The organism is Limnohabitans sp. (assembly GCF_046052825.1).
Taxonomy (GTDB): domain Bacteria; phylum Pseudomonadota; class Gammaproteobacteria; order Burkholderiales; family Burkholderiaceae_C; genus Limnohabitans.
The window spans coordinates 1-22,258 of the sequence record NZ_JAVLFP010000067.1 but is presented as its reverse complement, the minus strand read 5'-3'; the positions used below and the strand labels follow the sequence as shown (position 1 = coordinate 22,258).

General features: G+C 55.0%; 22 protein-coding genes. 13 read left to right on the top strand and 9 right to left on the bottom strand.

Annotated elements, in window-relative coordinates; translation table 11 throughout:
• Nucleotides 1–10: 10 nt before the first annotated feature.
• From ACKWJN_RS11680 to ACKWJN_RS11650, 7 genes are read left to right on the top strand one after another with little or no spacing between them, the layout of a single operon-like run.
• Nucleotides 11–985 carry a hypothetical protein gene (locus ACKWJN_RS11680; protein WP_408597098.1) on the top strand — a complete coding sequence of 325 codons (975 nt, stop codon included), beginning with the start codon at nucleotides 11–13 and terminating at the stop codon, nucleotides 983–985.
• Nucleotides 982–2,427, top strand: coding sequence for a mannose-1-phosphate guanylyltransferase/mannose-6-phosphate isomerase (locus tag ACKWJN_RS11675; RefSeq protein ID WP_408597096.1), 1,446 nt, complete (start codon nucleotides 982–984; stop codon nucleotides 2,425–2,427). Before ACKWJN_RS11680 ends, ACKWJN_RS11675 begins: the two co-directional genes overlap by 4 nt.
• 7 nt (nucleotides 2,428–2,434) lie before the next feature.
• Complete coding sequence (rfbB, locus tag ACKWJN_RS11670; RefSeq protein ID WP_408597094.1) at nucleotides 2,435–3,502, top strand: dTDP-glucose 4,6-dehydratase; 1,068 nt, start codon at nucleotides 2,435–2,437, stop codon at nucleotides 3,500–3,502.
• Between the two features lie 7 nt (nucleotides 3,503–3,509).
• Complete coding sequence (gene rfbA, locus ACKWJN_RS11665) at nucleotides 3,510–4,397, top strand: glucose-1-phosphate thymidylyltransferase RfbA (protein WP_408597093.1); 888 nt, start codon at nucleotides 3,510–3,512, stop codon at nucleotides 4,395–4,397.
• Entirely contained in the window at nucleotides 4,397–4,945 is a 549-nt protein-coding gene (rfbC, locus tag ACKWJN_RS11660; RefSeq protein WP_408597092.1) for a dTDP-4-dehydrorhamnose 3,5-epimerase, read from the top strand. Before rfbA ends, rfbC begins: the two co-directional genes overlap by 1 nt.
• A 36-nt stretch (nucleotides 4,946–4,981) precedes the next feature.
• Nucleotides 4,982–6,319, top strand: a complete 1,338-nt coding sequence (locus ACKWJN_RS11655; protein WP_408597090.1) for a glycosyltransferase family 2 protein — start codon at nucleotides 4,982–4,984, stop codon at nucleotides 6,317–6,319.
• A 17-nt stretch (nucleotides 6,320–6,336) separates the two neighbouring features.
• Nucleotides 6,337–6,888: a hypothetical protein gene (locus ACKWJN_RS11650; RefSeq protein WP_408597088.1), complete on the top strand. Its 552-nt coding sequence runs from the start codon at nucleotides 6,337–6,339 to the stop codon at nucleotides 6,886–6,888.
• 96 nt (nucleotides 6,889–6,984) lie between these two features.
• Here the strand turns inward: ACKWJN_RS11650 and ACKWJN_RS11645 are convergent, their stop codons facing one another.
• Nucleotides 6,985–8,073: a glycosyltransferase gene (locus ACKWJN_RS11645; protein WP_408597086.1), complete on the bottom strand. Its 1,089-nt coding sequence runs from the start codon at nucleotides 8,071–8,073 to the stop codon at nucleotides 6,985–6,987.
• A gap of 142 nt (nucleotides 8,074–8,215) precedes the next feature.
• Between ACKWJN_RS11645 and ACKWJN_RS11640 the strand changes: the two genes are divergently transcribed.
• Nucleotides 8,216–9,562 carry a sensor histidine kinase gene (locus ACKWJN_RS11640; RefSeq protein WP_408597084.1) on the top strand — a complete coding sequence of 449 codons (1,347 nt, stop codon included), beginning with the start codon at nucleotides 8,216–8,218 and terminating at the stop codon, nucleotides 9,560–9,562.
• 31 nt (nucleotides 9,563–9,593) lie between these two features.
• Nucleotides 9,594–10,760: a nucleotide sugar dehydrogenase gene (locus ACKWJN_RS11635; RefSeq protein ID WP_408597082.1), complete on the top strand. Its 1,167-nt coding sequence runs from the start codon at nucleotides 9,594–9,596 to the stop codon at nucleotides 10,758–10,760.
• Nucleotides 10,761–10,866: 106 nt separating this feature from the next.
• On the opposite strand, the gene ACKWJN_RS11630 is transcribed toward ACKWJN_RS11635, so the two are convergent.
• The gene (locus ACKWJN_RS11630) at nucleotides 10,867–11,541 is read right to left on the bottom strand and encodes a serine protease (protein ID WP_408597080.1); all 675 of its coding nucleotides are present in this window, start codon (nucleotides 11,539–11,541) and stop codon (nucleotides 10,867–10,869) included.
• A gap of 381 nt (nucleotides 11,542–11,922) precedes the next feature.
• Between ACKWJN_RS11630 and ACKWJN_RS11625 the strand changes: the two genes are divergently transcribed.
• From ACKWJN_RS11625 to ACKWJN_RS11610, 4 genes are read left to right on the top strand one after another with little or no spacing between them, the layout of a single operon-like run.
• The gene (locus ACKWJN_RS11625; RefSeq protein ID WP_408597078.1) at nucleotides 11,923–12,933 is read left to right on the top strand and encodes a hypothetical protein; all 1,011 of its coding nucleotides are present in this window, start codon (nucleotides 11,923–11,925) and stop codon (nucleotides 12,931–12,933) included.
• The gene (locus ACKWJN_RS11620) at nucleotides 12,933–13,574 is read left to right on the top strand and encodes a hypothetical protein (RefSeq protein WP_408597076.1); all 642 of its coding nucleotides are present in this window, start codon (nucleotides 12,933–12,935) and stop codon (nucleotides 13,572–13,574) included. Before ACKWJN_RS11625 ends, ACKWJN_RS11620 begins: the two co-directional genes overlap by 1 nt.
• Nucleotides 13,571–14,098, top strand: coding sequence for a hypothetical protein (locus tag ACKWJN_RS11615; RefSeq protein ID WP_408597074.1), 528 nt, complete (start codon nucleotides 13,571–13,573; stop codon nucleotides 14,096–14,098). Before ACKWJN_RS11620 ends, ACKWJN_RS11615 begins: the two co-directional genes overlap by 4 nt.
• 9 nt (nucleotides 14,099–14,107) lie before the next feature.
• Entirely contained in the window at nucleotides 14,108–15,604 is a 1,497-nt protein-coding gene (locus ACKWJN_RS11610; RefSeq protein ID WP_408597073.1) for a hypothetical protein, read from the top strand.
• Between the two features lie 3 nt (nucleotides 15,605–15,607).
• Here the strand turns inward: ACKWJN_RS11610 and ACKWJN_RS11605 are convergent, their stop codons facing one another.
• From ACKWJN_RS11605 to ACKWJN_RS11575, 7 genes are all read right to left on the bottom strand, one after another.
• Entirely contained in the window at nucleotides 15,608–15,736 is a 129-nt protein-coding gene (locus ACKWJN_RS11605) for a DUF5615 family PIN-like protein (protein ID WP_408597071.1), read from the bottom strand.
• Nucleotides 15,733–15,951: a DUF433 domain-containing protein gene (locus ACKWJN_RS11600; RefSeq protein WP_408597115.1), complete on the bottom strand. Its 219-nt coding sequence runs from the start codon at nucleotides 15,949–15,951 to the stop codon at nucleotides 15,733–15,735. The genes ACKWJN_RS11605 and ACKWJN_RS11600 overlap by 4 nt, the downstream gene beginning before the upstream one ends.
• 138 nt (nucleotides 15,952–16,089) lie before the next feature.
• On the bottom strand, nucleotides 16,090–17,292 hold the full coding sequence (locus ACKWJN_RS11595) for a DUF1501 domain-containing protein (RefSeq protein ID WP_408597069.1): 1,203 nt from the start codon (nucleotides 17,290–17,292) through the stop codon (nucleotides 16,090–16,092).
• 15 nt (nucleotides 17,293–17,307) lie between these two features.
• The gene (locus tag ACKWJN_RS11590; RefSeq protein WP_408597067.1) at nucleotides 17,308–18,876 is read right to left on the bottom strand and encodes a DUF1800 domain-containing protein; all 1,569 of its coding nucleotides are present in this window, start codon (nucleotides 18,874–18,876) and stop codon (nucleotides 17,308–17,310) included.
• A gap of 79 nt (nucleotides 18,877–18,955) precedes the next feature.
• Nucleotides 18,956–19,939 carry a Bug family tripartite tricarboxylate transporter substrate binding protein gene (locus ACKWJN_RS11585; RefSeq protein WP_408597065.1) on the bottom strand — a complete coding sequence of 328 codons (984 nt, stop codon included), beginning with the start codon at nucleotides 19,937–19,939 and terminating at the stop codon, nucleotides 18,956–18,958.
• A 39-nt stretch (nucleotides 19,940–19,978) separates the two neighbouring features.
• On the bottom strand, nucleotides 19,979–20,956 hold the full coding sequence (locus tag ACKWJN_RS11580; RefSeq protein ID WP_408597063.1) for a Bug family tripartite tricarboxylate transporter substrate binding protein: 978 nt from the start codon (nucleotides 20,954–20,956) through the stop codon (nucleotides 19,979–19,981).
• Nucleotides 20,957–20,968: 12 nt separating this feature from the next.
• Nucleotides 20,969–21,994 (bottom strand): amidohydrolase family protein, encoded by a 1,026-nt coding sequence (locus ACKWJN_RS11575; protein ID WP_408597061.1) that lies wholly within the window; start codon nucleotides 21,992–21,994, stop codon nucleotides 20,969–20,971.
• Between the last annotated feature and the right edge of the window lie 264 nt (nucleotides 21,995–22,258).

Below are 22,258 nucleotides of genomic sequence, written 5' to 3'. Positions count from 1 at the left end.
GGACTATTATATGAAGCTAGATTTTGACATTAGATTAAATAGGTATGCTGCTGAAAATAAATATCGCGGAATTGATTTTATTGAATATCGAGAGCTGTCAAATATTGGACTTGTCGACAAAAATTGTATTTCATTTAATGATTTTATAAATTTAAATGATCGTTTGGGTAGTAGTATCGCGCAATGTTATAAAAACCAGCATTTTTTTAATATTTATATAAGCCCTATAGCGGACCTCTTGAAGACTATAGATGCCGATCAAGTTGTGCCGGTATTAATTGGTGATACAGATGCAGATGATTTTCTTTTGCCTGTACTCGGTAAAGCTCGAGTTATTGGTTCTAAAAATATTACGATCCTAAAACTAAATAAACCTAGGCACTGGGGCGGTGACTATAAATCAGGACGTTTCGATAATAGGCCGTTATCCTTGAAATCTTTAAGATGTGTTTGGAGGGGGGTGCCTACTGGGGACTGGTTTTCTAAAGGAAGAACTACATCAAGATTTAAATTATTTGAAAAATACGGCAAAATTAATTCAGATCTCATAGACTTTGGCTTGTCCGCTTACGAGCCTAGTACGCGCATTCGTCTTGGTGCAAGTGAGAAGATAGAGTTGGTCAAATGGATAAAAGGAAAATTATCAATAAATGAAATGCTTGAGTATGCATTTATTCTCTCTCTCGAGGGTAATGATGTGTCGACTTCGTTGAAATGGATATTGGCTTCTAATTCGATACCTGTTATGCCAAGTCCAATTTTTGAATCCTGGTTGTTGGAGGGCTTATTAATCGATGGTTTTCATTATATTTCAGTAGATTTAGATAAAGACGATCTTGTAAAAACAATATCCGATTTGAGTGCTTGGGGTGGGAGATTAAAAGAGATTTCGGCTAACGGAAAAATTTATATGGAAATGTTCGTCGATGATGAAAGTGAAAGATTGTTGGAAATTGCAGTTATAAGAAATTTTCTGGGTTTATGAACAAAAAATTTTTTGAAGAGCCTCTTGAATTTACATGTGTAGTTTTGTCGGGAGGTAGTGGCACAGGCTTATGGCCACTTTCTCGTTCAATGCTACCTAAACAATTTTTAGGATTAACAGAGGATGCTTCTCTTTTTCAACTTACGCTTCGGCGTTTACATGATATTACTAATGCCTCTAATCAGATTATTGTTTTTGCAAACGATGACCACCGTTTTTTGGTGGGCGAGCAGTGCCGTGAGGCGGGCGTAGAGCCCCGCAGCATTGTTCTGGAACCTGTTGCGCGAAGTACAGCGCCGGCAATTGCTGTAGCGGCTCTTGCTTCCCAGGCTGACGGTGCCGATCCTGTGATCCTGGTATTGCCGTCAGACCATGTTATTGACAATTTACCTGCCTTTCACCGCGCCGTTCGGATGGGATCTAAAGCTGCAGAGGATGGAGCGATGGTGATATTTGGCATTGTGCCTACCCATGCTGAAACTGGTTATGGCTACATAAAAGCTAGCCAAGCGGCCAATACAGATGCAGCTGTACCAGTTCTTCAGTTTATTGAAAAGCCTGACTTCGCTACTGCACAGAACTACCTTAAAGACGACAGATATAGTTGGAATAGTGGCATCTTCATGTTCAAAGCTTCGGTATTGTTGGATGAGATGGAAAAGGCCAATCCTGCCATCCTTAAGGCTTGCCAGTCCGCGTGGGGTAAGGCAAAGAAGGACCTTGAATTTGTGCGCTTGGACAAAGAAGCTTACTCCAGCAGTCCGACTCTAAGCGTGGATTACGCCGTCATGGAAAAAACCAGTAAAGCTGTGGTTCTGTCGCTAGACGCTGGCTGGAACGATGTAGGTGCATGGTCTGCCGTGTGGCAAGTGCTGCCGCAAGACGCCCAAGGCAATGCTACTCGTGGTGACGTGTTACTAGAAAGTGCAACCAACAGCTATGTGCATGCCGACAGCCGCCTGGTGGCGCTGATTGGTGTGGACGATTTGGTAGTGGTTGAAACCTCAGACGCTGTGCTGGTGGCACACAAAGACAAAGCCCAAGATGTGAAGAAGGTGGTAGAGCGCCTAAAGGTCCAAAAGCGCCCTGAGGTTGACCTGCACCGCGAGGTGTTTAGGCCATGGGGTTCTTACGATTCGGTGGACCACGGTGAGCGTTTTCAGGTAAAGCGCATTACGGTCAAGCCCGGTGCAAAGCTCTCGCTGCAAATGCACCATCACAGGGCCGAACATTGGGTTGTGGTGTCGGGCACGGCATCGGTGCGCTTAGGTGACCAGGTGAAGCTTGTTACAGAAAACGAATCGGTCTACATCCCCGTGGGTGTGACGCATTCATTAGAAAACCCGGGCAAAGTGCCGCTGCATTTGATAGAGGTGCAGTCGGGCTCCTACTTGGGTGAGGACGATATTGTTAGGTTTGAAGACCTTTATGGTCGAGCTTAATTTTTAAATGACAATTTTTGTAACAGGCTCTGCCGGCTTCATTGGGAGCAATTTCGTACACACCTGGTTGTCGTCGTCTGACGAAACCGTGGTGAATTTAGACAAACTCACCTACGCAGGTAATTTGGCCAATTTCGACGCCCTCAAGGGCGACAAGTTTCATGTCTTCGTACGGGGCGATATTTGCGACCGTGCTTTGGTGGGCAAGCTATTGGCAGAACACAAGCCCCGAGCCGTATTGAACTTTGCTGCCGAAAGCCATGTTGACCGTTCCATCCACGGCCCCGGTGACTTTATTGAAACTAACGTGGTGGGCACTTTCAATTTGCTAGAAAGCGTGCGCGCTTATTGGCAAGACCTGCCTGCGGCGGACAAAGAGGCCTTCCGTTTTTTGCACGTCTCGACTGACGAGGTGTACGGCACGCTGTCGCCCACCGACCCGCCGTTTGCAGAAACCAAGAACTACGAGCCCAACAGCCCGTATTCAGCCAGCAAGGCTGCCAGCGACCACCTGGTGCGCGCCTGGCACCACACCTATGGCTTGCCTGTGCTAACCACCAATTGCAGCAACAACTATGGGCCGTTTCACTTTCCAGAAAAGCTCATACCGCTGGTGCTGCTCAACGCCTTGGCAGGCAAACCATTGCCTATCTATGGCGATGGTCAGCAAGTGCGAGATTGGCTGTATGTCGAAGACCACTGCCGCGCCATTGCCCGCGTGCTAGAAGCTGGCAAAGTGGGCGAGACCTACAACATAGGCGGCTGGAACGAGAAGCCAAACCTAGAAGTGGTCAACACCCTGTGTGCCGTACTGGACGAGTTGCAGCCCCGCGCAGACGGCAAGCCCTATGCCGAGCAAATTACCTACGTCAAAGACCGCCCAGGCCATGACCGCCGCTATGCGATTGACGCACGCAAGATCGAGCGCGAGTTGGGCTGGAAGCCGCAAGAAACCTTTGAGACAGGCATTCGTAAAACTGTCCAGTGGTATTTGGCTAACCAAGCATGGGTAATGGGCGTAACCAGTGGTGCTTACCGCCAGTGGGTTAGCCAGCAGTATTCAAACAACAAGTAAAACAACAATGACCAAGCAACGAAAAGGCATCATCCTCGCGGGTGGTTCGGGCACACGCCTCTACCCCGTCACACAAGCGGTCAGCAAACAACTGATGCCGGTGTATGACAAGCCCATGATTTATTACCCGCTCACCACGCTGATGCTGAGTGGTATTCGTGAGGTGTTGATCATCTCTACGCCGCAAGACACGCCTAGGTTTGCCGAATTGTTGGGCGACGGCAGCCAGTGGGGCATGCACATTGAATACGCGGTTCAACCCAGCCCCGATGGTTTGGCGCAGGCCTTCATCATTGGCAAAAACTTTGTAGCCAATCAACCCAGTGCCCTTGTGCTGGGGGACAACATTTTTTACGGCCACGACTTGGTCAAGCAGTTGCACAGCGCAGATGCCCGCACCACGGGGGCCAGCGTGTTTGCCTACCATGTGCACGACCCTGAGCGCTATGGTGTGGTGGAGTTCGATGGGCAGTTACGCGCTTTGAGCATTGAAGAAAAACCCACAAAGCCTAAAAGCAACTATGCAGTGACAGGCCTGTATTTTTACGACGAGCAAGTGTGTGACATTGCAGCCGCAGTGAAGCCTTCGCATCGAGGTGAGCTAGAAATTACCGATGTGAACAAGCGATATTTAGAGCTTGGCCAGTTGAGTGTAGAAATCATGGGCCGAGGCTATGCATGGCTAGACACGGGCACACACGACAGTTTGCTAGAGGCAGCCAGCTTTATTGGCACGCTGCAAAAGCGCCAGGGTTTGATGGTGGCGTGCCCTGAGGAAATTGCTTTCCATGAAAAATGGATTGATGCTGCAACGCTAGAAAAGTTGGCCGCACCATTGGCGAAAAATGGCTATGGTCAATATTTGCTTCAGTTGTTGAAGACCGAGGTGCGTTGATGGCTTACGAAAAACTGGCCCTGCCTGAGGTGGTGTTGTTCACACCCAAAGTGTTTGGGGATGACCGTGGTTTCTTTTTTGAGAGTTTCAATGAGCGTGAGTTTGTAGAAGCCACCGGCCTTGATTGTCGCTTTGTGCAAGACAACCACAGCAAGTCTGTCAAAGGGGTGTTGCGTGGTTTGCACTATCAGTTGCCACCACATGCCCAAGGCAAGTTGGTGCGTGTGGTGCAGGGCGCGGTCTTTGATGTGGCCGTGGATATTCGCAAAAGCTCGCCTCATTTTGGCAAGTGGGTGGGCGCTATGTTGAGCGCCGACAACAAGCAGCAGCTTTGGATTCCACCCGGCTTTGCGCATGGGTTTGTCACACTCACTGACACGGCTGAGTTTTTGTATAAAACGACAGACTTTTACGCGCCTCAGGCTGAGCGTTGTATTGCTTGGGATGAACCCAATATTGGCGTTGATTGGCACTATGCCCAAGCGCCACAACTTTCAGCCAAAGATTTGCAAGGTACGGCTTTGGCTGAGGCTGAGGTTTTTGACTGATGACCTGTGTGCCAGCAGCTTGATGGTTGAACTTTGATGTCGGACCCGCTGGTTAGTTTTGTGGTTCCACTGTTCAACCATGTGGAGCAAACCCGTGAAATGTTGGCTTCTCTTGTGGCTTCGTTGCCGCTTGATTTGCACTACGAGGTGATATTTGCAGACGATGGTTCCACGGATGAGACGCGCAACTGGTTGAGTGGCCTGACGGATGCGCGAATTCAATTTATTTTGAATGAACGCAATTTTGGCTATGCCAAAACCAACAACCTTGGGGTTCGATGCGCGAAGGGGCGCTACTTGGGTTTGTTGAACAACGATTTGGTGTTTCAGCCTGGTTGGTTTGAGCCCATGTGGACGGCGCTTGAAGACCCAAAATTGAATGCAGGAATTGTGGGCAACTTGCAGTACCGCGCGGTGGAAAAGGTGCTGGACCATGCGGGCGTGGCTTTGATGCCTAGCGGAAAGTTTGAGCATCTGCAGGAGCCTCTAGACGTGCATGCTAAGGCTACACCTGTATATGCAGTGACGGGAGCCTGCATGCTGATGCGTCGTGCTGACTTTGATGCAGCAGGTGGGTTTGATGAAGTGTTTGTGAACGGCTGCGAAGACATTGACCTTTGCTTGAAAGTACGGGCAAACGGCAAGCAAATCTATGTTGCGCCTGACAGCAAAATTCTTCACCACGTCAGCCTAAGCCGCAGCCGCGTGAGTTTGCAAAACGAGAGAAACAGCCAGTATCTTTATCACAAGTGGCGCAAAGATATCAAGCTGCAGTTGACAAGATGCTGGATCGATCTGTTAGGTCAACCCGAAACTGAATACGCGGGTTATGTCGATGGAGACTTGACATCTTCTTTCAAGTCAAAGCCGCACATTGCAGCGATGACAATGTCAGAGGCCGCACTGCTGAGAGAAGAGGCGCGCTGGGCCAAAGAACTTGGCACACCGACTGTGAAGGACATCTGGCCTGAAAACGTCAAGGCATCCGGCCTTGTGCCCGTTCCTAAGGCGGGAAGTTTTTTGGCGTTGAGCGAGGTTGTGGTTGGTATCGATTTTTTAAAAACTGCTTGCAATTTTTATGTGTGCGGCAGGTTGCTCACAGACTTTGATGCTCAAAGCATTGAGATGACGCTCTCGGTGAATAACCACCAGGCAAAGACTTTCAGGTTAGAGCAGGGGAATGTGGTGAACGTGGGGCTGATCAATCCGTTGGTGTCGCCTTCTGGTCGAAACACCTTCAAGTTCAATGTGTATTTCATCAATGCCGATGGCAAGCGAGTGGGTGCAGCAGACAACACGATGTTGATTACCCATTTTGTGGTGAACGATCAAATGATTCGAGATTTTTCTATCTCTGCTGTCGCATTGAGTTAACGGTTCAAAGAGGTTTTATGGCTTTTAGTTTTTTTGGTTTTAAGAAAAAGTCCATCGTTGAAGATATCGAGGTCAAAGACCCCATTGCCGTGGTGAAGGCGGGACCGCGTGTTGAGATCGCCGCTGCTGAGTTGCCGGAACAAGATCCAGCACCAGCACCAGCATCCGCCCAAAGGCATGTTGAGCCGCTGGCGCCATTGGTCGAGGTACCCACAGACCCAGTAGCTCAACCGGCGATTGATCCAACCCCTGCGGCTGTTCAACAGGCACTGGGCCAAATGGACACCATCAAGGCCACGCGTGAAGATGTGATTGCCGCCTATAAGATTTTCTTGGGCCGTTTGCCAGAGTCTATGGAAGTGGTGGATGCTCGAGTTGGCGTTGTTCCGTCTGCACTGTTGGTCGATTTCTTGGCTTCTAAAGAGTTTTTAGACCAAACACCCAAGGCGCAACTGGTGCTGACGGTGGCTAAAAAGATTGTGGAGGCGCACAGACAAGCGACTTCCGCAGAAAACGCTGCGCCCAATACCGAGGTGGACGCAAAGAGTCCAGCGCCACCAGCGGCTTAAGCGGTACAGATTTTTGAAAAGCGCGACATCACGGTGTCGCGCTTTTTTTGTGGCCACAACTTAGCTGTGGCGGTGGCATGGTGGGCTCGGCCATCGTCAGTTCAAATACGTTTTCAAAATAGGCCTGTATTTGGTGGCCAAAGCCTGGTGCTCATACGCAGCGCCATCCATCTGGCCACGCACATTGCTTCCTTTTTTTGAACGTTCTCTGGCAAGCTTGAGTTGTTGCAACGCACTGTCTTCGTTGGGGGCGGCCCACCAACTGGGTTCGCTGAGGAAGGGGTATTCATTGGCCGCAACTTCCATGCGATCCCAGTCCACAAGGTTCGCGTTGTCAGGGTTTAAAAAATCTTGTGGGCCCGAAAAGTTGGTGCTGACCACATGCAGACCGTTTTGCAGCGCTTCGACCAAGGTGCGACCAAAGCCCTCGCTGCGGTGCAGCGACAGATAGCAGTTGGCGCTTTGGTAAAGGTCGGTGAGCTCCCCAGGGCTGAGGGTGTCTTTGATGACTTTGATGCGCGGATGTTGCGGTATCCACGCCAGGGCGTTGGGGCCCATGTTTTGCCAACGGCTGACTTTTAAAAACAAATGGGCACTGGGGTGCGTGCTGGCAAACTTCAAGAACACGCGCAGTACCGCTTGCGGATTTTTGCGGGCAACGGTGGAGTGCAGGTCAAACATGAACAAGCAGACAAAGGCCCTGGCTGTGACTTGGAGTTCTTTGCGAAAGTTGCGTCCCGTGGGTGGGTGCTGGACCACTGGCAGGGGCAGCGAGAGGGTGAGTTGACGGGATTGCGAAAAGAAGGTTTGCTGCACAAAGCGTGTGGGGCACCAGATGTGGTCGACCAACTTGAGGGCCGGTATGTGCTGGGTGGGGAAGTTGGGCAATTCCCAGAGAAAGTAACCTACTTTGCGCTTGGGCTGACTGAAGAGCTGCGGGTGAACGTCTGCCAATTTTTGGCACTCCATGGGGGACATGAAGAAGACGCTGGTGTCGTAGTCTTGTGTGGTGAGTTGCTGCCAACTGACGCGAACTTGGCCTTGCACATCGGTGGGAATGTCGGTCACGGAGAACGGAATCTCAAGGTAGTTGAGCATGGCCGCAAACGACCGCAGGTCTTCACCCAAGCCCATGGGCGAGGTGGCGTAGCCGATGAGGTTGAAACCCTTGGAAGATGCTGACATGCAGCCATGATAAGCAAGATGACTGGCCACTCTCGCTGGGCAAGCACGTTCCTCGTCAAACTACAATGCACCCAATTTTTTGGAGTGAGTTTTGTACAGATCCTTGAGGTGGAAGTTCATATCGCAGGTGTTTGCCATCACCATGCTGATCGTTGTGGCGAACCGATGGACTGCTCAGTGGATTGTTGTTGACAAGATCACAGACTCGGTGCACGCCCAAATGGGCGAGGCGCTGACCAAGTGCGCAGGGCCAGGCGTCGAGGCCAAAGACTTTCAAGCCTGTGTGGCGCAAGTGAACCATGGCAATTTGCTCAAGGTTGCCGCTGACTTTTACGCTTACTGCGACCCCAACAAGCAGGGCTCGTCTGGCGAGCCATGCGCACCATTCAGAGCGTCTGGTGTCAGATGGGGCGAGTCGGATCAGCTGGACGGCTCATTGCAGTTGGCAACGCTCACTTTTGCTGACGATGACTGGTTTGCGGTGAGGGCTGTCAACGACAAAGAGGGGCGCATGGTGGTCTATCCCGCGTCTGGCTCCCTTGAGGTGATGCGCCAGGTTTGGCGTATCCGTGACAAGACAACGCTTTATTCTTTGCCGTTGATTGTTGTCGCAATTTTGTTGATGTCTTACTACATGTTCAGGCTGTTGATGCGCCCTGTCCGTGACATTGAACACTTGCTCAACGCGATCGACGAAAAGACCTTGGACAGCGCGCTCCCTATTGCCACGCCTTTTCGCGAGTTTTCAAAGATTGCTTTGTATCTGGATGGCATGCGCTTGCGCTTGGCTGAGAGCTTTGTCAAGGCCAAAAGATTTTCTGGCGATGTGGCACGAGAGATCAAGTTGCCCTTGTCGACCTCAAGAGAGGACGCACAGGCACTGGCAAGCATGATGTCGCCTGGCTCACCAGAACAGGCGCTGGCTGTGAAAATCAGTCACGAGATTGAGCAGATGGTTCAGATGTCGGAAAAGCTCTTGCTGTTGTCCAGGGCCGACGCTCAGATGGTGGCCCCCACGTTCAAGGAGATCTGCCTGAGCGACTCCTTGCAGTACTGGATTGGAGAGGCGGGGGCGAATGGCCAACCCCTGAAAACAACCGTCACCATCGAGCCAGGTGTCTATTGGAAGTGTGACCCGGCCTTGCTGCGTTTGCTGTTCAGCAATCTTTTCGAAAATGCGTCGAAATACAATGACGCAGGGGGATGGATCGATGTGCGACTGACCAAATCCAACGATGTGATTCGCTTTTCGATTGAAAACCCTTCGCCGTTCATCACAGCTGACCTCCAGGTATCGGCGTTTGAGCGTTTCTATCGAGCCGACAGCTTGGACGGCAAAGGCATTCCAGGTGCGGGGCTGGGTTTGAGCCTGTGCCTTGAAATTGCCAAACTGCACAATGCCTTGCTTGAGTTCAAGGTGACGGATCGCTCAACCGTTCTTGTGACACTCTCCTCGTTTTTTATTTCCATTTCTGGTGACACCCATTGAAGTCCCTCCACATTGATCAGAAAGTTTTTTTATGAAAATCGCAATCGCAGGTACGGGCTATGTCGGCTTGTCCAATGGCATTTTGTTAGCCCAGCACCACGAGGTGGTGGCACTCGATGTGGTGGCGGCCAAGGTGGACTTGATCAACCAAAAGCACCTCCCCATTGAAGACGTCGAGATGCAGGACTACCTCACACACAAGACGCTCAATTTCAAAGCGACCTTGGACAAGCATGAGGCCTACACAGGGGCCGACTTTGTGGTGATTGCCACCCCGACCGACTACGACCCGCAGACCAATTACTTCAACACCAAATCGGTGGAGTCGGTGATTGCCGATGTCTTGGCCATCAACCCCCAGGCGGTGATGGTGATCAAGTCCACTGTGCCCGTGGGCTTCACGGCCAGCATGCACGAGAAGTTTGGCGTGACCAACATCTTGTTCTCACCCGAGTTTTTACGCGAGGGTCGTGCGCTGTACGACAACTTGCACCCCAGCCGCATTGTGGTGGGCGAGCGCTCAGAGCGTGCACAGGTGTTTGCCTCTTTGTTGCAGCAAGGCGCCATCAAACAAAACGTGCAAGTGTTGTTGACCGAGAGCACCGAGGCCGAGGCGATCAAGTTGTTTGCCAACACCTACCTGGCGATGCGGGTGGCGTATTTCAATGAGCTCGACAGCTACGCCTCGTCCATTGGCTTGGACACGCGACAGATCATCGACGGCGTGTGTTTGGACCCACGCATTGGCAGCCACTACAACAACCCCTCGTTTGGTTACGGAGGCTATTGTTTGCCCAAGGACACCAAGCAGCTGCTGGCCAATTACCAAGAGGTGCCGCAGAACTTGATCCGCGCCATCGTGGACGCCAACAGCACCCGCAAAGACTTTGTGGCGCTGGACATCTTGAAGCGCCAGCCCAAGGTGGTGGGCATTTACCGCTTGATCATGAAGGCGGGCTCAGACAACTTCAGGGCCAGCAGCGTGCAAGGCATCATGAAGCGCTTGAAGGCCAAGGGCATTGAGGTGGTGGTCTACGAGCCGGTGTTGACCGAGAGCCACTTTTTTGGCTCACGTGTGGTGACCGATCTTGAAGAGTTCAAACAACAAGCCGATGTGATTGTGGCCAACCGCCAAACCCCTGACTTGGCGGATGTGGCGAGCAAGGTTTACACACGGGACTTGTTTGGCCAGGACTGAGACGTGCCTCAGCAGAGTTCGCGCTTCAAGCGCGCGGGCTTGTGAGTTTCAGATCGCCAGACGATCCGTGTGAACGCAATGCCACGCTGAAGAACAAGCAACAGCTTTAGGGTTGGGCTGGCTCTGGTGTTGTGTTGGTTTTACGACCCACCACTGCAAACACCGAGCCCTGCTTGAAGGAGAAGATTTGGTAGGGCCGCAGGTTGGTGGTGAGTGACAGGCTCTTGACGCTGGGCTCAACGGGGGTGTCTTTTAAAAACCCCAAGATCTCAGAAGACTTCAGGCCATAACTCACGTTCACGGGCAGGTCTTTGGTGCGCTCAGCCACATCGAGCGCATTGAGTTTTTTCTGAACCATGCCCACGACCAATCCGTCGGGCGAGAGCACGGGGCCGCCAGAGTTGCCAATTTGTACTTCGGCGCTGAACTGAAAAAAGCCTGCGTCAAAGCTCTCGTTGCGGTCGCTGCGGTTGCCGTTGATGAGGCCTTGTGTGATTTTTTTGCTCAGGCCTTGTAAGCGCGGCTGCGGGTAGCCAATGGCGGTGACTTCGAGGCCGGTTGGCACCTCCGACCAAGCCGCAAAGCTCAGCGGGGCGGCGCTGACCTTGGCGCTGATCAAGGCCAAGTCGAGCTGGTTGTCAAATTTCACCACTTGGGCACGAACCCACTTGCGACCTTCCAGGGGGCCCACCCAGATGCTGTCTTGACCGCGCAGCACATGCTGGGCTGTTAAGAGGTAACCCTCGGCCACCACAAACCCTGTGCCAACAGAGACTTGCATCGGTGTGCTGGGCGGCACTGGAGTTTGTGCGTTGCCCCCATGATGGCTGCAAACGAGGCCAATGAACGTGAAACAGACAACGAAAATTTTCTTCATAGGCGCATTAAACTACGCTTGAACTATTCTGGAGTGAACCCCTTGGCTACGTCTAAATCTAAATCGGCTGCTGCCAAAAAAACGGCTGCTCCAAAAGCAACTTCGCAAGTGGTCTCGAAAAGTGCTGGCAAAGCACCCGCCAAGTTGGTGACGACAAAGCCAATCAAAGACACCAAGGCTTTGAAACCCTCGCCAGCACCAACCGCTGCACCGATGCAGACAGAAAAAAAAGTGGTTCAGCCTCCTGCAGGCAGCAAGGTTCGACCTCTCAAAAGAGCGGCCCCTGTGGCTGCGCCAACGCCTGTTGCCGTCGCACCAGCGCCTGTCGCTGCTAAGAAAGCCGGTAACGCTGTTGCGCAACAGAAGGCCAGCACCCCGGCGGTCGAGTCCAAGCTTGAGAGCAACTTGGCCAAGCAACCCCCCAGGGCTTTGAATTCACCCATTCGTATTTTTCAAATCTATTTCGAGGGTTGGCAGCGCGAGTTGTTAGACCCCGCTTTTTATCCACTGGACAACAGCCGCGGCTCTTCAGAGTTGATGGAGTTTGCCGTGTTTGATCAGTTGCAAAAAAATGCCGCCACGCAGGGGGCCACGTTGTGGGGCGCCTTGTCTTGGCGCTTTGGTGAAAAGACGGGCATGCTGGGCAGCGATTGGGTGAAACAGATCGTGGACCACCCAGGGTACGACGTTTATTTTTGCAACCCCCACACCCACAACGAAGCCATTTTTCACAACATGTGGCTCCAAGGTGAGACCTCACACCCCAACTTTTTAGAAATCACAAAAGCGTTTTTCCAAGCAGCGGGGTTGGACGAAAAAGAGATCACCGCCGTTCATCCGTCAAGTATTTACTCTTCGGCCAATTACTTTGTGGCGACGCCTAACTTCTGGGCGCGGTTCATTCCCTTTGTGCGCAAGGTGCTGGTGACGGCGGACAAGAAACTCCCGCCCGCTGTGCGTGATGTGCTGCACTCCAAGGTGGCCGATGACAAGGGCTTGCATGGCGGTGCCACTTATGTGCCCTTCATCGTGGAGCGCTTGTTTGGGCTTTTCATGCGCACCGAGGGCAAGGACTTGAAGGGTTACAAGATTGCCCTGCCTGAACGTGAGCGCGAGCTCAATGTGCACCTGAAGTTGCTGCGCGAAATGAAAGATGTCGCGCACCGCACCCAGTCCGCCTGGCTGGCAGCCTGCTGGGTCAATTACCGCAATTTGTATTTGAGCCAAACCAACACCAAGGCTTGGTGCGACCAGTATCTGCGGGCCATTACCCCAACTGAAGTTCGATTTGTGTGATGGACTTCGAGCTGGTGGAGTCGTCGCAACTCACCCAGCGCATCTGGGCGGTGGATGGCCCGTTGATGGTGCTGCCGTGTACCGATGTCGAGCAGGCCACACGCGCCGGTGAACTTGCCGCTGCACGTGCCATGGCCAAGGGCTTGGTGCTTGCTGTGCATGATGTGCGTGAAGAGGGCTTTGTTGCCATTGCCAATCAAGCTTTTGCCGCAAGCCGCAGTGCCTGGTTTGGGTACATGGCGCAAGATGCTTTTGCCGGCCGTGAGTGGTTGGGGCTGGGCTTGCAGGCCCTGCACCGACAGCGTGGTGTGTTGTTGGGCTTCAACGATGGCAAGTGGCAAGGCGCACTGGCGTCGTTTGGACTGGCCAGTCGCGCGTGGGCTGCGAGCAACTATCCAATCGGGCCAGGTGGTTTTTTTCATTCGGGTTACGCACGCCACTACGCCGACACTGAGTTGACCGTGTTGGCGCTTGCGGCCAAGGGTTATGTGTATGAGCCCAACAGTGTGTTGTTGGAGGTGGACTGGGGCAAGGATGCCGCCGCTGTGGATGGCCAAGATCGCAGCTTGTTCCGTCAACGCGCACAGGACGGTTTTGGCGGGCGTGTGCGCGACCCCGATTTGTTGGGAATGTTTGCATGAGCATCACGCAGTTCAACGCGTCGTATGTGGGGGACGAAGATCGGGTGTTGTTTCGGTTCAACACCACCAAGTCGCAGGAGTTTCGTTTGTGGCTCACCCGCGCCATCGTGCGTGACCTGTTGACCTTAGGCGCGCAGGCGGCGGTGGCCGTGGTGGCGCGTGAACATCCTCCCGAGCAGGCCAAAGCGATTGCCGAGTTCAAGCAGCAAACGCAGGCTCAAAGTGCAAAATTCACCACCTTCACGCCTGCGACGCAGTTTCCTTTAGGTGCCGAGCCCGTGTTGGTCAAGCGGGTGCGCTTTACTTTGGACAAGACCCACAGCGCGCTAGAGTTTGAGCTGCAACGGGGGCAGGTGTTGACCATGCAACTGACCGAGCAGATGGTGGGTCAATTGCGTGTGTTGTTGGAGACCATCGAGCACAAGGCGGCTTGGGACTTGGGCACCCAAAGGTCGTTGCCACGGAATGATGACGCTGGGGTGTCAGCCCCTACGGTCAGTGCGGACCCCAAGGTCATCCACTGAGCTTGACCCATGTCTGAAAACAACCCAGGGGCAGAAGCAGAAGCCTTGCTGCGTGCAGGTCAGCAAGCGATGGCGCAAGCTCAATGGGAGCGCGGCTTAGCGTTCTTTGGACGGGCTGTTCAACTTCAAACCGATAACGCAGGGGCTTGGCACAACCTCGGCGTGTGTGCCTTGGCGTTGGGCCAAGGTGAGGTGGTGCTGGATGCGTGCCGCCGGGCACTGGCCCTGTCACCTTCGCTTTGGCAAAGTCACTTGGTGATGGGCAAGGCGCACAAGTTGATCGGCAACTTGACCCAAGCTGACGAGAGTTTCAAGGCCGTGTTGCGAGGCGACCCTCACAACGCGCCAGCCCGTGTGGCACTGGCTGATTTGTACATGAACACCTTTGGCCAGCCGCTCACCGCCGTGGCCTTGGTCAAGCCTCTGCTGGGATCGAGTGAACACGGGGAAGATGCCGAGTTAACGACACTCATGGCAGGTTTGTATGACCGCGACACCTCGGCCGAGGTGCACAACCAGGCGGTGATGGATTTCTCAGCCCGGTCATTGCAACTGGGGGATGAGGCCTTGCAGTTCTTGCCCGCACACCACCCCATGGGGCGCAGCCACTTGCCACTGCCCAGCGACGCTGCATGGCGGCCGAGCTCTGGGCGCTTGAGGCCCCGAGTGGCCATGATCTCGCCCTTGCTGTGCGCCTCGCCGGTGTTCTTTTTGACGATTGCGGCTTGGAAACAACTGGCGCGCGGCTGTGAGTTGGTGGTGTTCAACCGGGGGCACCAAAACGATTGGGCCAACGCCACCTTCAGGGGCTTGGCCCACGAGTGGCATGACGTGCAAGAGATGGACGCACTGGCCTTGGCTGAGCGGCTGTACCGAGCCGACTTGGATGTGTTGTACGACCTCGGCGGCTGGATGGACCCGGTGGCGCTCAAGGCATTGTCGGTCAAACCGGTACCGCAGATGTTCAAGTGGGTGGGTGGGCAAAGTGTGACCACGGGCTTGCAAAGTTTCGATGGCTGGATCGGGGACGACTGGCAGTCGCCTGCGCACTTGCAGCATTTCTTCACGGAGCCGTTGGTGCAAATTCCGGGAGGCTACGCCACCTACACCCCGCCGGATTACTTGCCGCCTGCGCCCTCGCACAAGCGTGATGTGCCGGTGATTTTTTCAAACCCAGCCAAGTTGTCGCGTGCTTTTTTGCAGCACCTGCAAACCCTGCCGGGTCGCAAGTGTTTTGTGCACCAACAGTTCAAGTACCCGCAAGCACGCGTGCAGGTGTTGAAGTATTTGGATGAGTCGCTGGTCGAGTTTGTCACGCCAGCCAACCACCGCGAGGCGCTGCACGTGTTGGGGCAACACCGCGTGATGCTCGACACCTTTCCCTACAGCAGCGGCCTCACGGCGCAAGAGGCACGTGCCGTTGGAGTGCAAGTGCAAGCGCGTGTGGGCACCTTGTTTTGTGAGCGTCACGGCGCGCAGTGGGCGAGTCATTCGCGTTTGGGTTAGCCCTCAGGCTTTGTGAAATCGGTTCGACGCGGATTCCAATCCCAGCAACGTGACTTGGGATGTGCCTGGGAAGTCGTGCTGCAAAAAGGGCACGAGTCGACGAGAAAGGTTTTCGTCAAGTAACAGCTTCATTGCACCATAAAGGAAGAAACTTGATGTTCACGATCAGCGGCGTAAGCTAAAACAGCCAAGATATCCTCTTGTGTTAGTTCAGGAAAGTCATCCAGAACCTCCTGCTGAGACATCCCTCCAGAAAGCATTGACAAAACGTCATAGACAGATATCCGCAGTCCTCTGATGCAAGGTCTGCCACCGCGTTTGCCTGGTTCTAAAGTAATCCGATCCATATCAAACTCCGATGTTAAGAAGCCAATATCTTTTGGCAAGAAGAATCCGTTTAGTTTTACAAGCACAAAGCATGGCGTCCAAGCATACAGTGTTCTTGGGTTGTCTCAGGCCTTGATAAGGGAGCCCACGACTGAGGCTTATGAGGCCAGGACGCGCTTGGCCAAATCGGCCAGCACTTGCTTGACATCCCGTGTGTGTTGGAGGTCCATGCCTTGGTCCAGTTGCTCGGTGGCAAGACCGGGCCACAGGGTGGGGGGCAAGAGGCCACGTGCTTGTGTGTCCAAGACCCAGACAATGCCCGCGTGGCCGTGGTCGGTGCCGCCGCTGGCGTTGGCTCGCAGACGCCGACCGAACTCGCTGACCACCACGATGGTGGTGTGCTTGCCCGCCGCTTGCACGTCGTCGAACAAGGCGCGCAGGTTGGTGGACCACTGTCGCACCAGGTTGTTGATCTTGCCGCTTTGGTTTTCGTGGGTGTCCCAACTCCCCAAGTCCAGGCAGGCGACTTGAAGGCCCACATCCATGCGAATCAGTTGCGCCACGGTTTGTACGGCGTGATGCCAATCGTGGTTTTCTGTGTTGTAGTTCACGCCCTTGGGCGCTGAGTAGGGGGCGATGCGGCCATCGATGCGGGTGGCTTTGCTGTCGACCAAGCTGAGCTGTTGCAAGGTTTGCTGGCCCACTTGACGGACAAGGTCTACGCCAGCATTGGAGGTGCTGTTGGCATAGAGGGCCTCGAGCACGGATTTGCCAGCTGCATCGCCGGGAAGGTTGAGCCCATTGCGCAATTCGCCCACCAAACTCATACCCGAAGTCAAACCCTTGAGGCTGCGCATTTGTCCTGCTGAGGTAGCCACAAAGTCAACGCTTTTGCCAGTCGCGGAGGGACGAACAAAGGGAGCTATCCAGCCAGGAGTAGCAGCCTGAAGGCGGTCTTGACTTTGAGCACCGGACTCCAAAATTTCTTGTGCCACAAAGTGGCTGCGTGTGGCGTTGGCCAAGCCGCAGGCGTGCAACAGCTGGGCGTGTCCGCTTTGGAACAAGTCCAGCAAGGGCGCGGCGGCTGGGTGGATGCGGCAGTCTTGTTGCGCTGCAAATTCTTTGGGTAAACGCAGACCCGGGTTTTCTCCGCCATCGGTGATGCGCAAGTTGATGGGCCGGTTGGCCACATAGTTGCGGTCGTTCACAGGCGCGGCCATGTGCAAGCTGTCTGCGCCGCCCCGAAGAAACACCACCACCAGAGTGCTGCGGGGCTGAGCCGCAAAGCTCACGCTGCGAAGTGCGCTGGCACTGGCCAGACCTGTGCAGCCCAGGGCTTTGAGAAGTTCACGGCGTTGCATGTTGGGTGCCTTGTTCTATTTCCATTGAAAGGCTGGGCTCATGGCCATGTAGGCCAGGTTGCGACGCACGCTGGCCCATTCGTCGGACGCTGCGCTGATCAAACCTTTGGGCGCTGAACCCTGGGCCGACAAGATCTGGTGGGTCACGGCTGATGCAGCCTGCTTGCCAAGCAGTCGTTGCGCATGGTGGGCCAGCAAGGTGTTTTCGTTGACCGGCTGCTGCATGCCTTGGCTGAGCTGTTGGGGTGTGACTAGCCCTGTGCCCCACCAGTTCTCCAGCACCCCCATGGCCAGCATCCAGCGCCGGCGCATGGTGTGCGGGGTGAGCCAGTAGCTGCTGACGTCGGGGTGGCCATCGGGCGTGGGCCACATGTACAAACGTTGTCCGGCAGAGGAAATTTCGTTGACTAAACCCATCGAGGGTGCCAAGGGCAGTTCGAGTTTGCGCACCAAGCTGACGACCAATTCCAGCGGACGTTTGAGTTTTCTGTGCGTGGGTTGAAGGACCGCTTGCTTGAATTCAGCCGATGCAAAGATGTGTGCCAACACGCGAGCGATCTGCTGGGGATGCCGGCTGTTGTCGGCCCAGACTTTGGCGCTGGCGTTGACCAAGCTGGCAGGTGGTGTGTCACTGACAAAGCGGCGGCAGAGTTTTTCGCACAGGTGAAGGGCCGTGCCTGGGTGCTTGACCAACATCTCCAGCACGCGTTTGCCGTCTGACATGGGGGCGGCGAAGGGGTCAAAGTCTTGCGCCAGGATGCGTTTTTGGTAGGGGTCGTGCCAGGCATCCAGATACACAAATTGGCCGGTTCTGGGCAAGGACTGTCCCCCACCCAGACCCCGTCCATCCTCGATCACCCAACCCGTGAAAGCCCGCGCGGCTTCGTACACGTCTTGGTCGATGTAGCCCTCGGGCGCGCCTTGCAGCGCACCCGGCACCTCGCGCCACTTGGCATACAGGCCATTGAGGTAATGCTGTTTGCCCAAGGTGTGCAGCTCAAAGAGCTCGCGGGCGAAGTTCTCATTCGGTGCACCCGTGCGTGAGTTGCGGTTGTTGAGGTAAATCAACATGGGCGTGCTGGTGGAAACCGACTCCAACAGGTCTGCGAAGTTGCCCAAGGCATGACGGCGGATGGCATCGCGCTCGAAGGTGGGCATGGCCACGGCCACAGAGGCGTCGCCTGCATGCACGTTGAAGTGGTCGAGCCAAAAGTCCACCATCAGTTCTTTGACCTGCCACTGGCTGTGGGTCGCGTGCAAGAGGCGCGAAGCCATGAGTTCGCGCAGCGGACGCACGCGCTCTTCATAGGCCATTTTGGTTTGGTTGTCGGTGAGTTTCCACAACTCAGGCAAGGGCTGCTTGAGCAGGTTCAGCGGCCGGTTTTCATTGAGCGCGGCATAGTCGGCACCCGCGCCGTAGCTGATTTTGAGCACCGCTGCATCGAGTGCTTGCACAAGCACAGGGTCATCGCGTGTGGGGTGGAGTTGGGACTCAATCCAAGCTTGGATGCCGTTTTTTTCAAGTGCGTGGAGGTCGGCGCGCTGGGCGCCGAAACTGAGACGGTCAAGGATGGCGGCAGACATGCTTGAAATTATGCCTGCCACCTATGACGTTGGATGCGACGTGGTGCGTTGTGTCGTGTGGTGGTGTGTGACGTTTGTGTCATTCCACCTTGATGTCGAACTCGCGCACCATCTGGCCCCAAAACGCGTAGTCCGCTGCGGCAACCGACGCCATGGCGGCGGCCGTGGTGCCGGTGGGTGTCAGACCCAGGGCGCGCATGCGGGCTTGAATTTCGGGCAGCTTCACAATTTTGACGATCTCGGTGTTGAGCTTGGCCACGATGTCATCGGGCGTGCCCGTGGGCACAAAGATGCCGTGCCATGAACTGCCAATCACACCATTGACGTCGAGGTTGGCGCCGAACTCGGTCATGGTGGGCACATTCGGGATGCTGGCGATGCGCTCGGCCCCTGAGATGGCCAAGCCTTTGACCTTGCCTGAGGTGATCAGCGGAATGGCGGTGGTCGAGGCTTCGATGGAGAGGCTCACCACACCGCTCATCACATCGGGCGAAGGGTTGGTTTTGTAAGGGATGTGGTTGAGCTTGATGCCCAAGCGTTGGGCCCAGGCCTCCATCGCCACGTGGGGTTGCGAGCCAATGCCGAGGGAGGCGTAATCGACTTTGCCGGGGTTGGCTTTGGCGTAGGCCACCAACTCGGCCATGGTGTTGAAGGGGGCGTTGGGGGCGGCCGTCAGCACATGGGGCACCAACAAAATTTGGCTCACGGCTTTGAAGTCGCGCGGTGGGTTGTACTTGGCGCTTTTGTAGACGTTCGGTGCGATGGCATGCACGGCCTTGACGCTGAACAACAGGTTGTAACCGTCAGCCGGGCTGTTGACGGCGGCTTCAGCGCCGATCATGCCGCCGGCACCGGGCCGGTTGTCGATCACCACCGGTTGACCCAGCGCTGTGCCCAGTTTGTCGCCAATCAAGCGCGCCACCACATCGGGCGAAATGCCTGCGGCAAAGGGCACGATCATCTTGATGGGGCGGTTGGGATAGCCCAAAGATTGCGCCCAGGTGGGCAGGCTGGCAGCACCGGCGCTGGCGGCGAGTGCGGTGAGGATGTGTCGGCGTTGCATGGTGGGGTCTCCTGTTGTGATCGTGGTTGAAATGTGGGCTCAGTCCACTTGTATTTTGGCGTCAGCGATGGTTTTTTTCCAACGCAGGTAATCGGCCTGAACCAAGCTGCCCAATTGCTCGGGCGTGCTGGTTTGGATGGTCAAGCCTTGCACCGCCATTTGCTCTTTGACCTCGGGCAAGGCCAGCACAGCGCTGACGTCGCGGTGCAGGGCTTTGACCAACTCGGGCGATGTTTTGGCGGGGGCCAGCACGGCATACCAAGCGTCGACCGCGTCCATGAACTCGATGCCGTATTCACGAAACACCGGCACATTGGGGGTCACGGCCGAGCGGGTGGCGCCGGTGGAGGCCAGCATGCGCAAGCGCCCTGAGCGCACATGCGGCAGCATGGAGTGCACGCTGGCGAACATGAGCTGGACTTGGCCGCCGATCAAGTCGGTGGTGGCGTTGCTGATGCCGCGGTAGGGCACATGCAGCATGTCAAAGCCAAGTTGCTGCTTCATCAACTCCATCGCCAAATGGTGGGGCGTGCCGTTGCCGGGAGAGCCAAAGTTGATTTGTCCGGGTTTGGCTTTGGCCAGCGCAATCACGCCGGGTAAATCGGCTGCGGCCATGCTGGGATGGACCACGATGGCAAAGTTGGCCACCGCCATTTTCATGATGGGGGTGAAGTCGGTGGTCGGGTCAAAGGGCACCTTCTTGTACAAATTGGGTGCCATGGTGAAGGTGTTGATGGCCATTAACAAGGTGTGGCCATCGGGCGCGGCTTTGGCTGCGGCTTCGGCCCCAATGTTGCCGCTGGCGCCCGGCTTGTTGTCCACGATCACCGCTTGCTTCCAACGCTCACTGAGCTTGGGCGCGATGATGCGCGCAATGATGTCGCTGCCGCTGCCCGGTGTGAACGGCACCACCAGGGTGACGGTGCGATCTGGAAAGGCTTGGACTGAGAGTGCGGCCAGGGCCATCGAGGTGCCCAGCCACAGTTTTTTGAAGAGCTTGTTCAAGTTGGGTTGCATGTGTGGGGTTCCTCAACCGTGGTGCGACAAGCCCAGCAATTTGTAGGCGTTGCCAAAGTAGAGTTTGCGGGCGTCTTCTTTGTCGAGTTTCAAGTCTTCGATGGACCGAATGCCTTCGCGGATGAACATGGGGCCTTCTTCGGGGTCGAACGGACAGTCGCTGGCAAACACCACTTTGTCGGCACCAAAGAAATCGAGGCCACAGCGCAGCGCCGAGCTGGAGCCGCCGAGCACCGTGTCGCCGTAAAACATTTTGAAATACTCGATCGGTGGTTTGGACAGGCGCTTGAGCACATCGGCTTCTGAACCGTCGACGCTGCGGCTGCCCAGTTGGGCCCACAGGGTTTCGGCGCGGCCCGAGAAGTAAGGCAGCATGCCGCCGCAGTGGTGGGTGATCAAACGCAGGTTAGGCAAGCGCTCCAGCAAGCCAGAGAACACCATGCGCGACATGGCCACACTGGTTTCCACCGGCCAACCCAGCACCTGCCAAATTTCGTATTTGGATTTGTCTTCGTTGGGGTAATCCGGGCGGCTGCCAGGGCGGGTGGGGTGCATCCACACCGGCATACGGTGGTGGTTGGTGATGCGCTCAAAAATCGGAAAAATATCCGGCTCATCCAGCGGACGGCCGTTGACGCTTGTCAAGATTTGAATGCCTTTGGCGCCCAATTGGGTGATGGCAAAGTCCATTTCTTCCAGAGCCGCTGCTGGGTTGTTCATGGGCAAGGACGCCACAAAGTAGGGAAACTTGGTGGGGTATTGCTTGCAAATGGCGGCCATACCTTCATTGGCCACACGGGCAAATTCAGGCGATTGCTCGGGGCCGCCCAGCATGTCGGGCGAGGGCACGGCCAGCGAAATGACTTGTTGGACGTCCGGAAAATCGTCCAGCATTTTGGCGCGGGCTTCCATGTCCCAGAGCATGCGCAAATTGCTCATGCGCTTGATCATTCCGGGTTCTTTGCCGTGTTTTTTGACCAATTCCACGTAGCTAGGGGGCATGACGTGGTTGTAGATGTCAATTTTGGGGGAGTTCATGTGCGTTAAAGCTGGTTTTTTGAGGCTATTAATTTGCGCATAAGTATCTCATGTAAGCAGCCAGCCAGCGGCGGAGATGGGCTGGAAACCTTGGCTTCCAGACGCTTTAGAGATTTAAGCGCTTTAGGGGATGGCGAGGTCGTGAAACCCAAACCGCCCGCTGCGGCGGTCTTCAAAGAAGCGTTGCAGTGTTTCGGCCACGGTTTTAAAGGCCAGCTCATCCCAAGGAATGTCGGCTTCCTCGTACAAGCGGGCTTCCATGGT

Bases quoted from the DNA above. Each gene is read 5' to 3' on its own strand.
- ACKWJN_RS11635 (WP_408597082.1), top strand. From the start codon at position 9,594: ATGAAAATCGCAATCGCAGGTACGGGCTATGTCGGCTTGTCCAATGGC.
- ACKWJN_RS11615 (WP_408597074.1), top strand. From the start codon at position 13,571: ATGAGCATCACGCAGTTCAACGCGTCGTATGTGGGGGACGAAGATCGG.
- ACKWJN_RS11605 (WP_408597071.1), bottom strand. From the start codon at position 15,736: ATGAAGCTGTTACTTGACGAAAACCTTTCTCGTCGACTCGTGCCCTTT.
- ACKWJN_RS11620 (WP_408597076.1), top strand. From the start codon at position 12,933: ATGGACTTCGAGCTGGTGGAGTCGTCGCAACTCACCCAGCGCATCTGG.
- ACKWJN_RS11575 (WP_408597061.1), bottom strand. From the start codon at position 21,994: ATGAACTCCCCCAAAATTGACATCTACAACCACGTCATGCCCCCTAGC.
- rfbA (WP_408597093.1), top strand. From the start codon at position 3,510: ATGACCAAGCAACGAAAAGGCATCATCCTCGCGGGTGGTTCGGGCACA.
- ACKWJN_RS11590 (WP_408597067.1), bottom strand. From the start codon at position 18,876: ATGTCTGCCGCCATCCTTGACCGTCTCAGTTTCGGCGCCCAGCGCGCC.
- ACKWJN_RS11630 (WP_408597080.1), bottom strand. From the start codon at position 11,541: ATGCAAGTCTCTGTTGGCACAGGGTTTGTGGTGGCCGAGGGTTACCTC.
- ACKWJN_RS11600 (WP_408597115.1), bottom strand. From the start codon at position 15,951: ATGGATCGGATTACTTTAGAACCAGGCAAACGCGGTGGCAGACCTTGC.
- ACKWJN_RS11650 (WP_408597088.1), top strand. From the start codon at position 6,337: ATGGCTTTTAGTTTTTTTGGTTTTAAGAAAAAGTCCATCGTTGAAGAT.
- ACKWJN_RS11680 (WP_408597098.1), top strand. From the start codon at position 11: ATGAAGCTAGATTTTGACATTAGATTAAATAGGTATGCTGCTGAAAAT.
- ACKWJN_RS11640 (WP_408597084.1), top strand. From the start codon at position 8,216: ATGCTGATCGTTGTGGCGAACCGATGGACTGCTCAGTGGATTGTTGTT.
- rfbC (WP_408597092.1), top strand. From the start codon at position 4,397: ATGGCTTACGAAAAACTGGCCCTGCCTGAGGTGGTGTTGTTCACACCC.
- ACKWJN_RS11595 (WP_408597069.1), bottom strand. From the start codon at position 17,292: ATGCAACGCCGTGAACTTCTCAAAGCCCTGGGCTGCACAGGTCTGGCC.
- ACKWJN_RS11580 (WP_408597063.1), bottom strand. From the start codon at position 20,956: ATGCAACCCAACTTGAACAAGCTCTTCAAAAAACTGTGGCTGGGCACC.
- ACKWJN_RS11655 (WP_408597090.1), top strand. From the start codon at position 4,982: ATGTCGGACCCGCTGGTTAGTTTTGTGGTTCCACTGTTCAACCATGTG.
- ACKWJN_RS11610 (WP_408597073.1), top strand. From the start codon at position 14,108: ATGTCTGAAAACAACCCAGGGGCAGAAGCAGAAGCCTTGCTGCGTGCA.
- ACKWJN_RS11675 (WP_408597096.1), top strand. From the start codon at position 982: ATGAACAAAAAATTTTTTGAAGAGCCTCTTGAATTTACATGTGTAGTT.
- ACKWJN_RS11585 (WP_408597065.1), bottom strand. From the start codon at position 19,939: ATGCAACGCCGACACATCCTCACCGCACTCGCCGCCAGCGCCGGTGCT.
- ACKWJN_RS11645 (WP_408597086.1), bottom strand. From the start codon at position 8,073: ATGTCAGCATCTTCCAAGGGTTTCAACCTCATCGGCTACGCCACCTCG.
- rfbB (WP_408597094.1), top strand. From the start codon at position 2,435: ATGACAATTTTTGTAACAGGCTCTGCCGGCTTCATTGGGAGCAATTTC.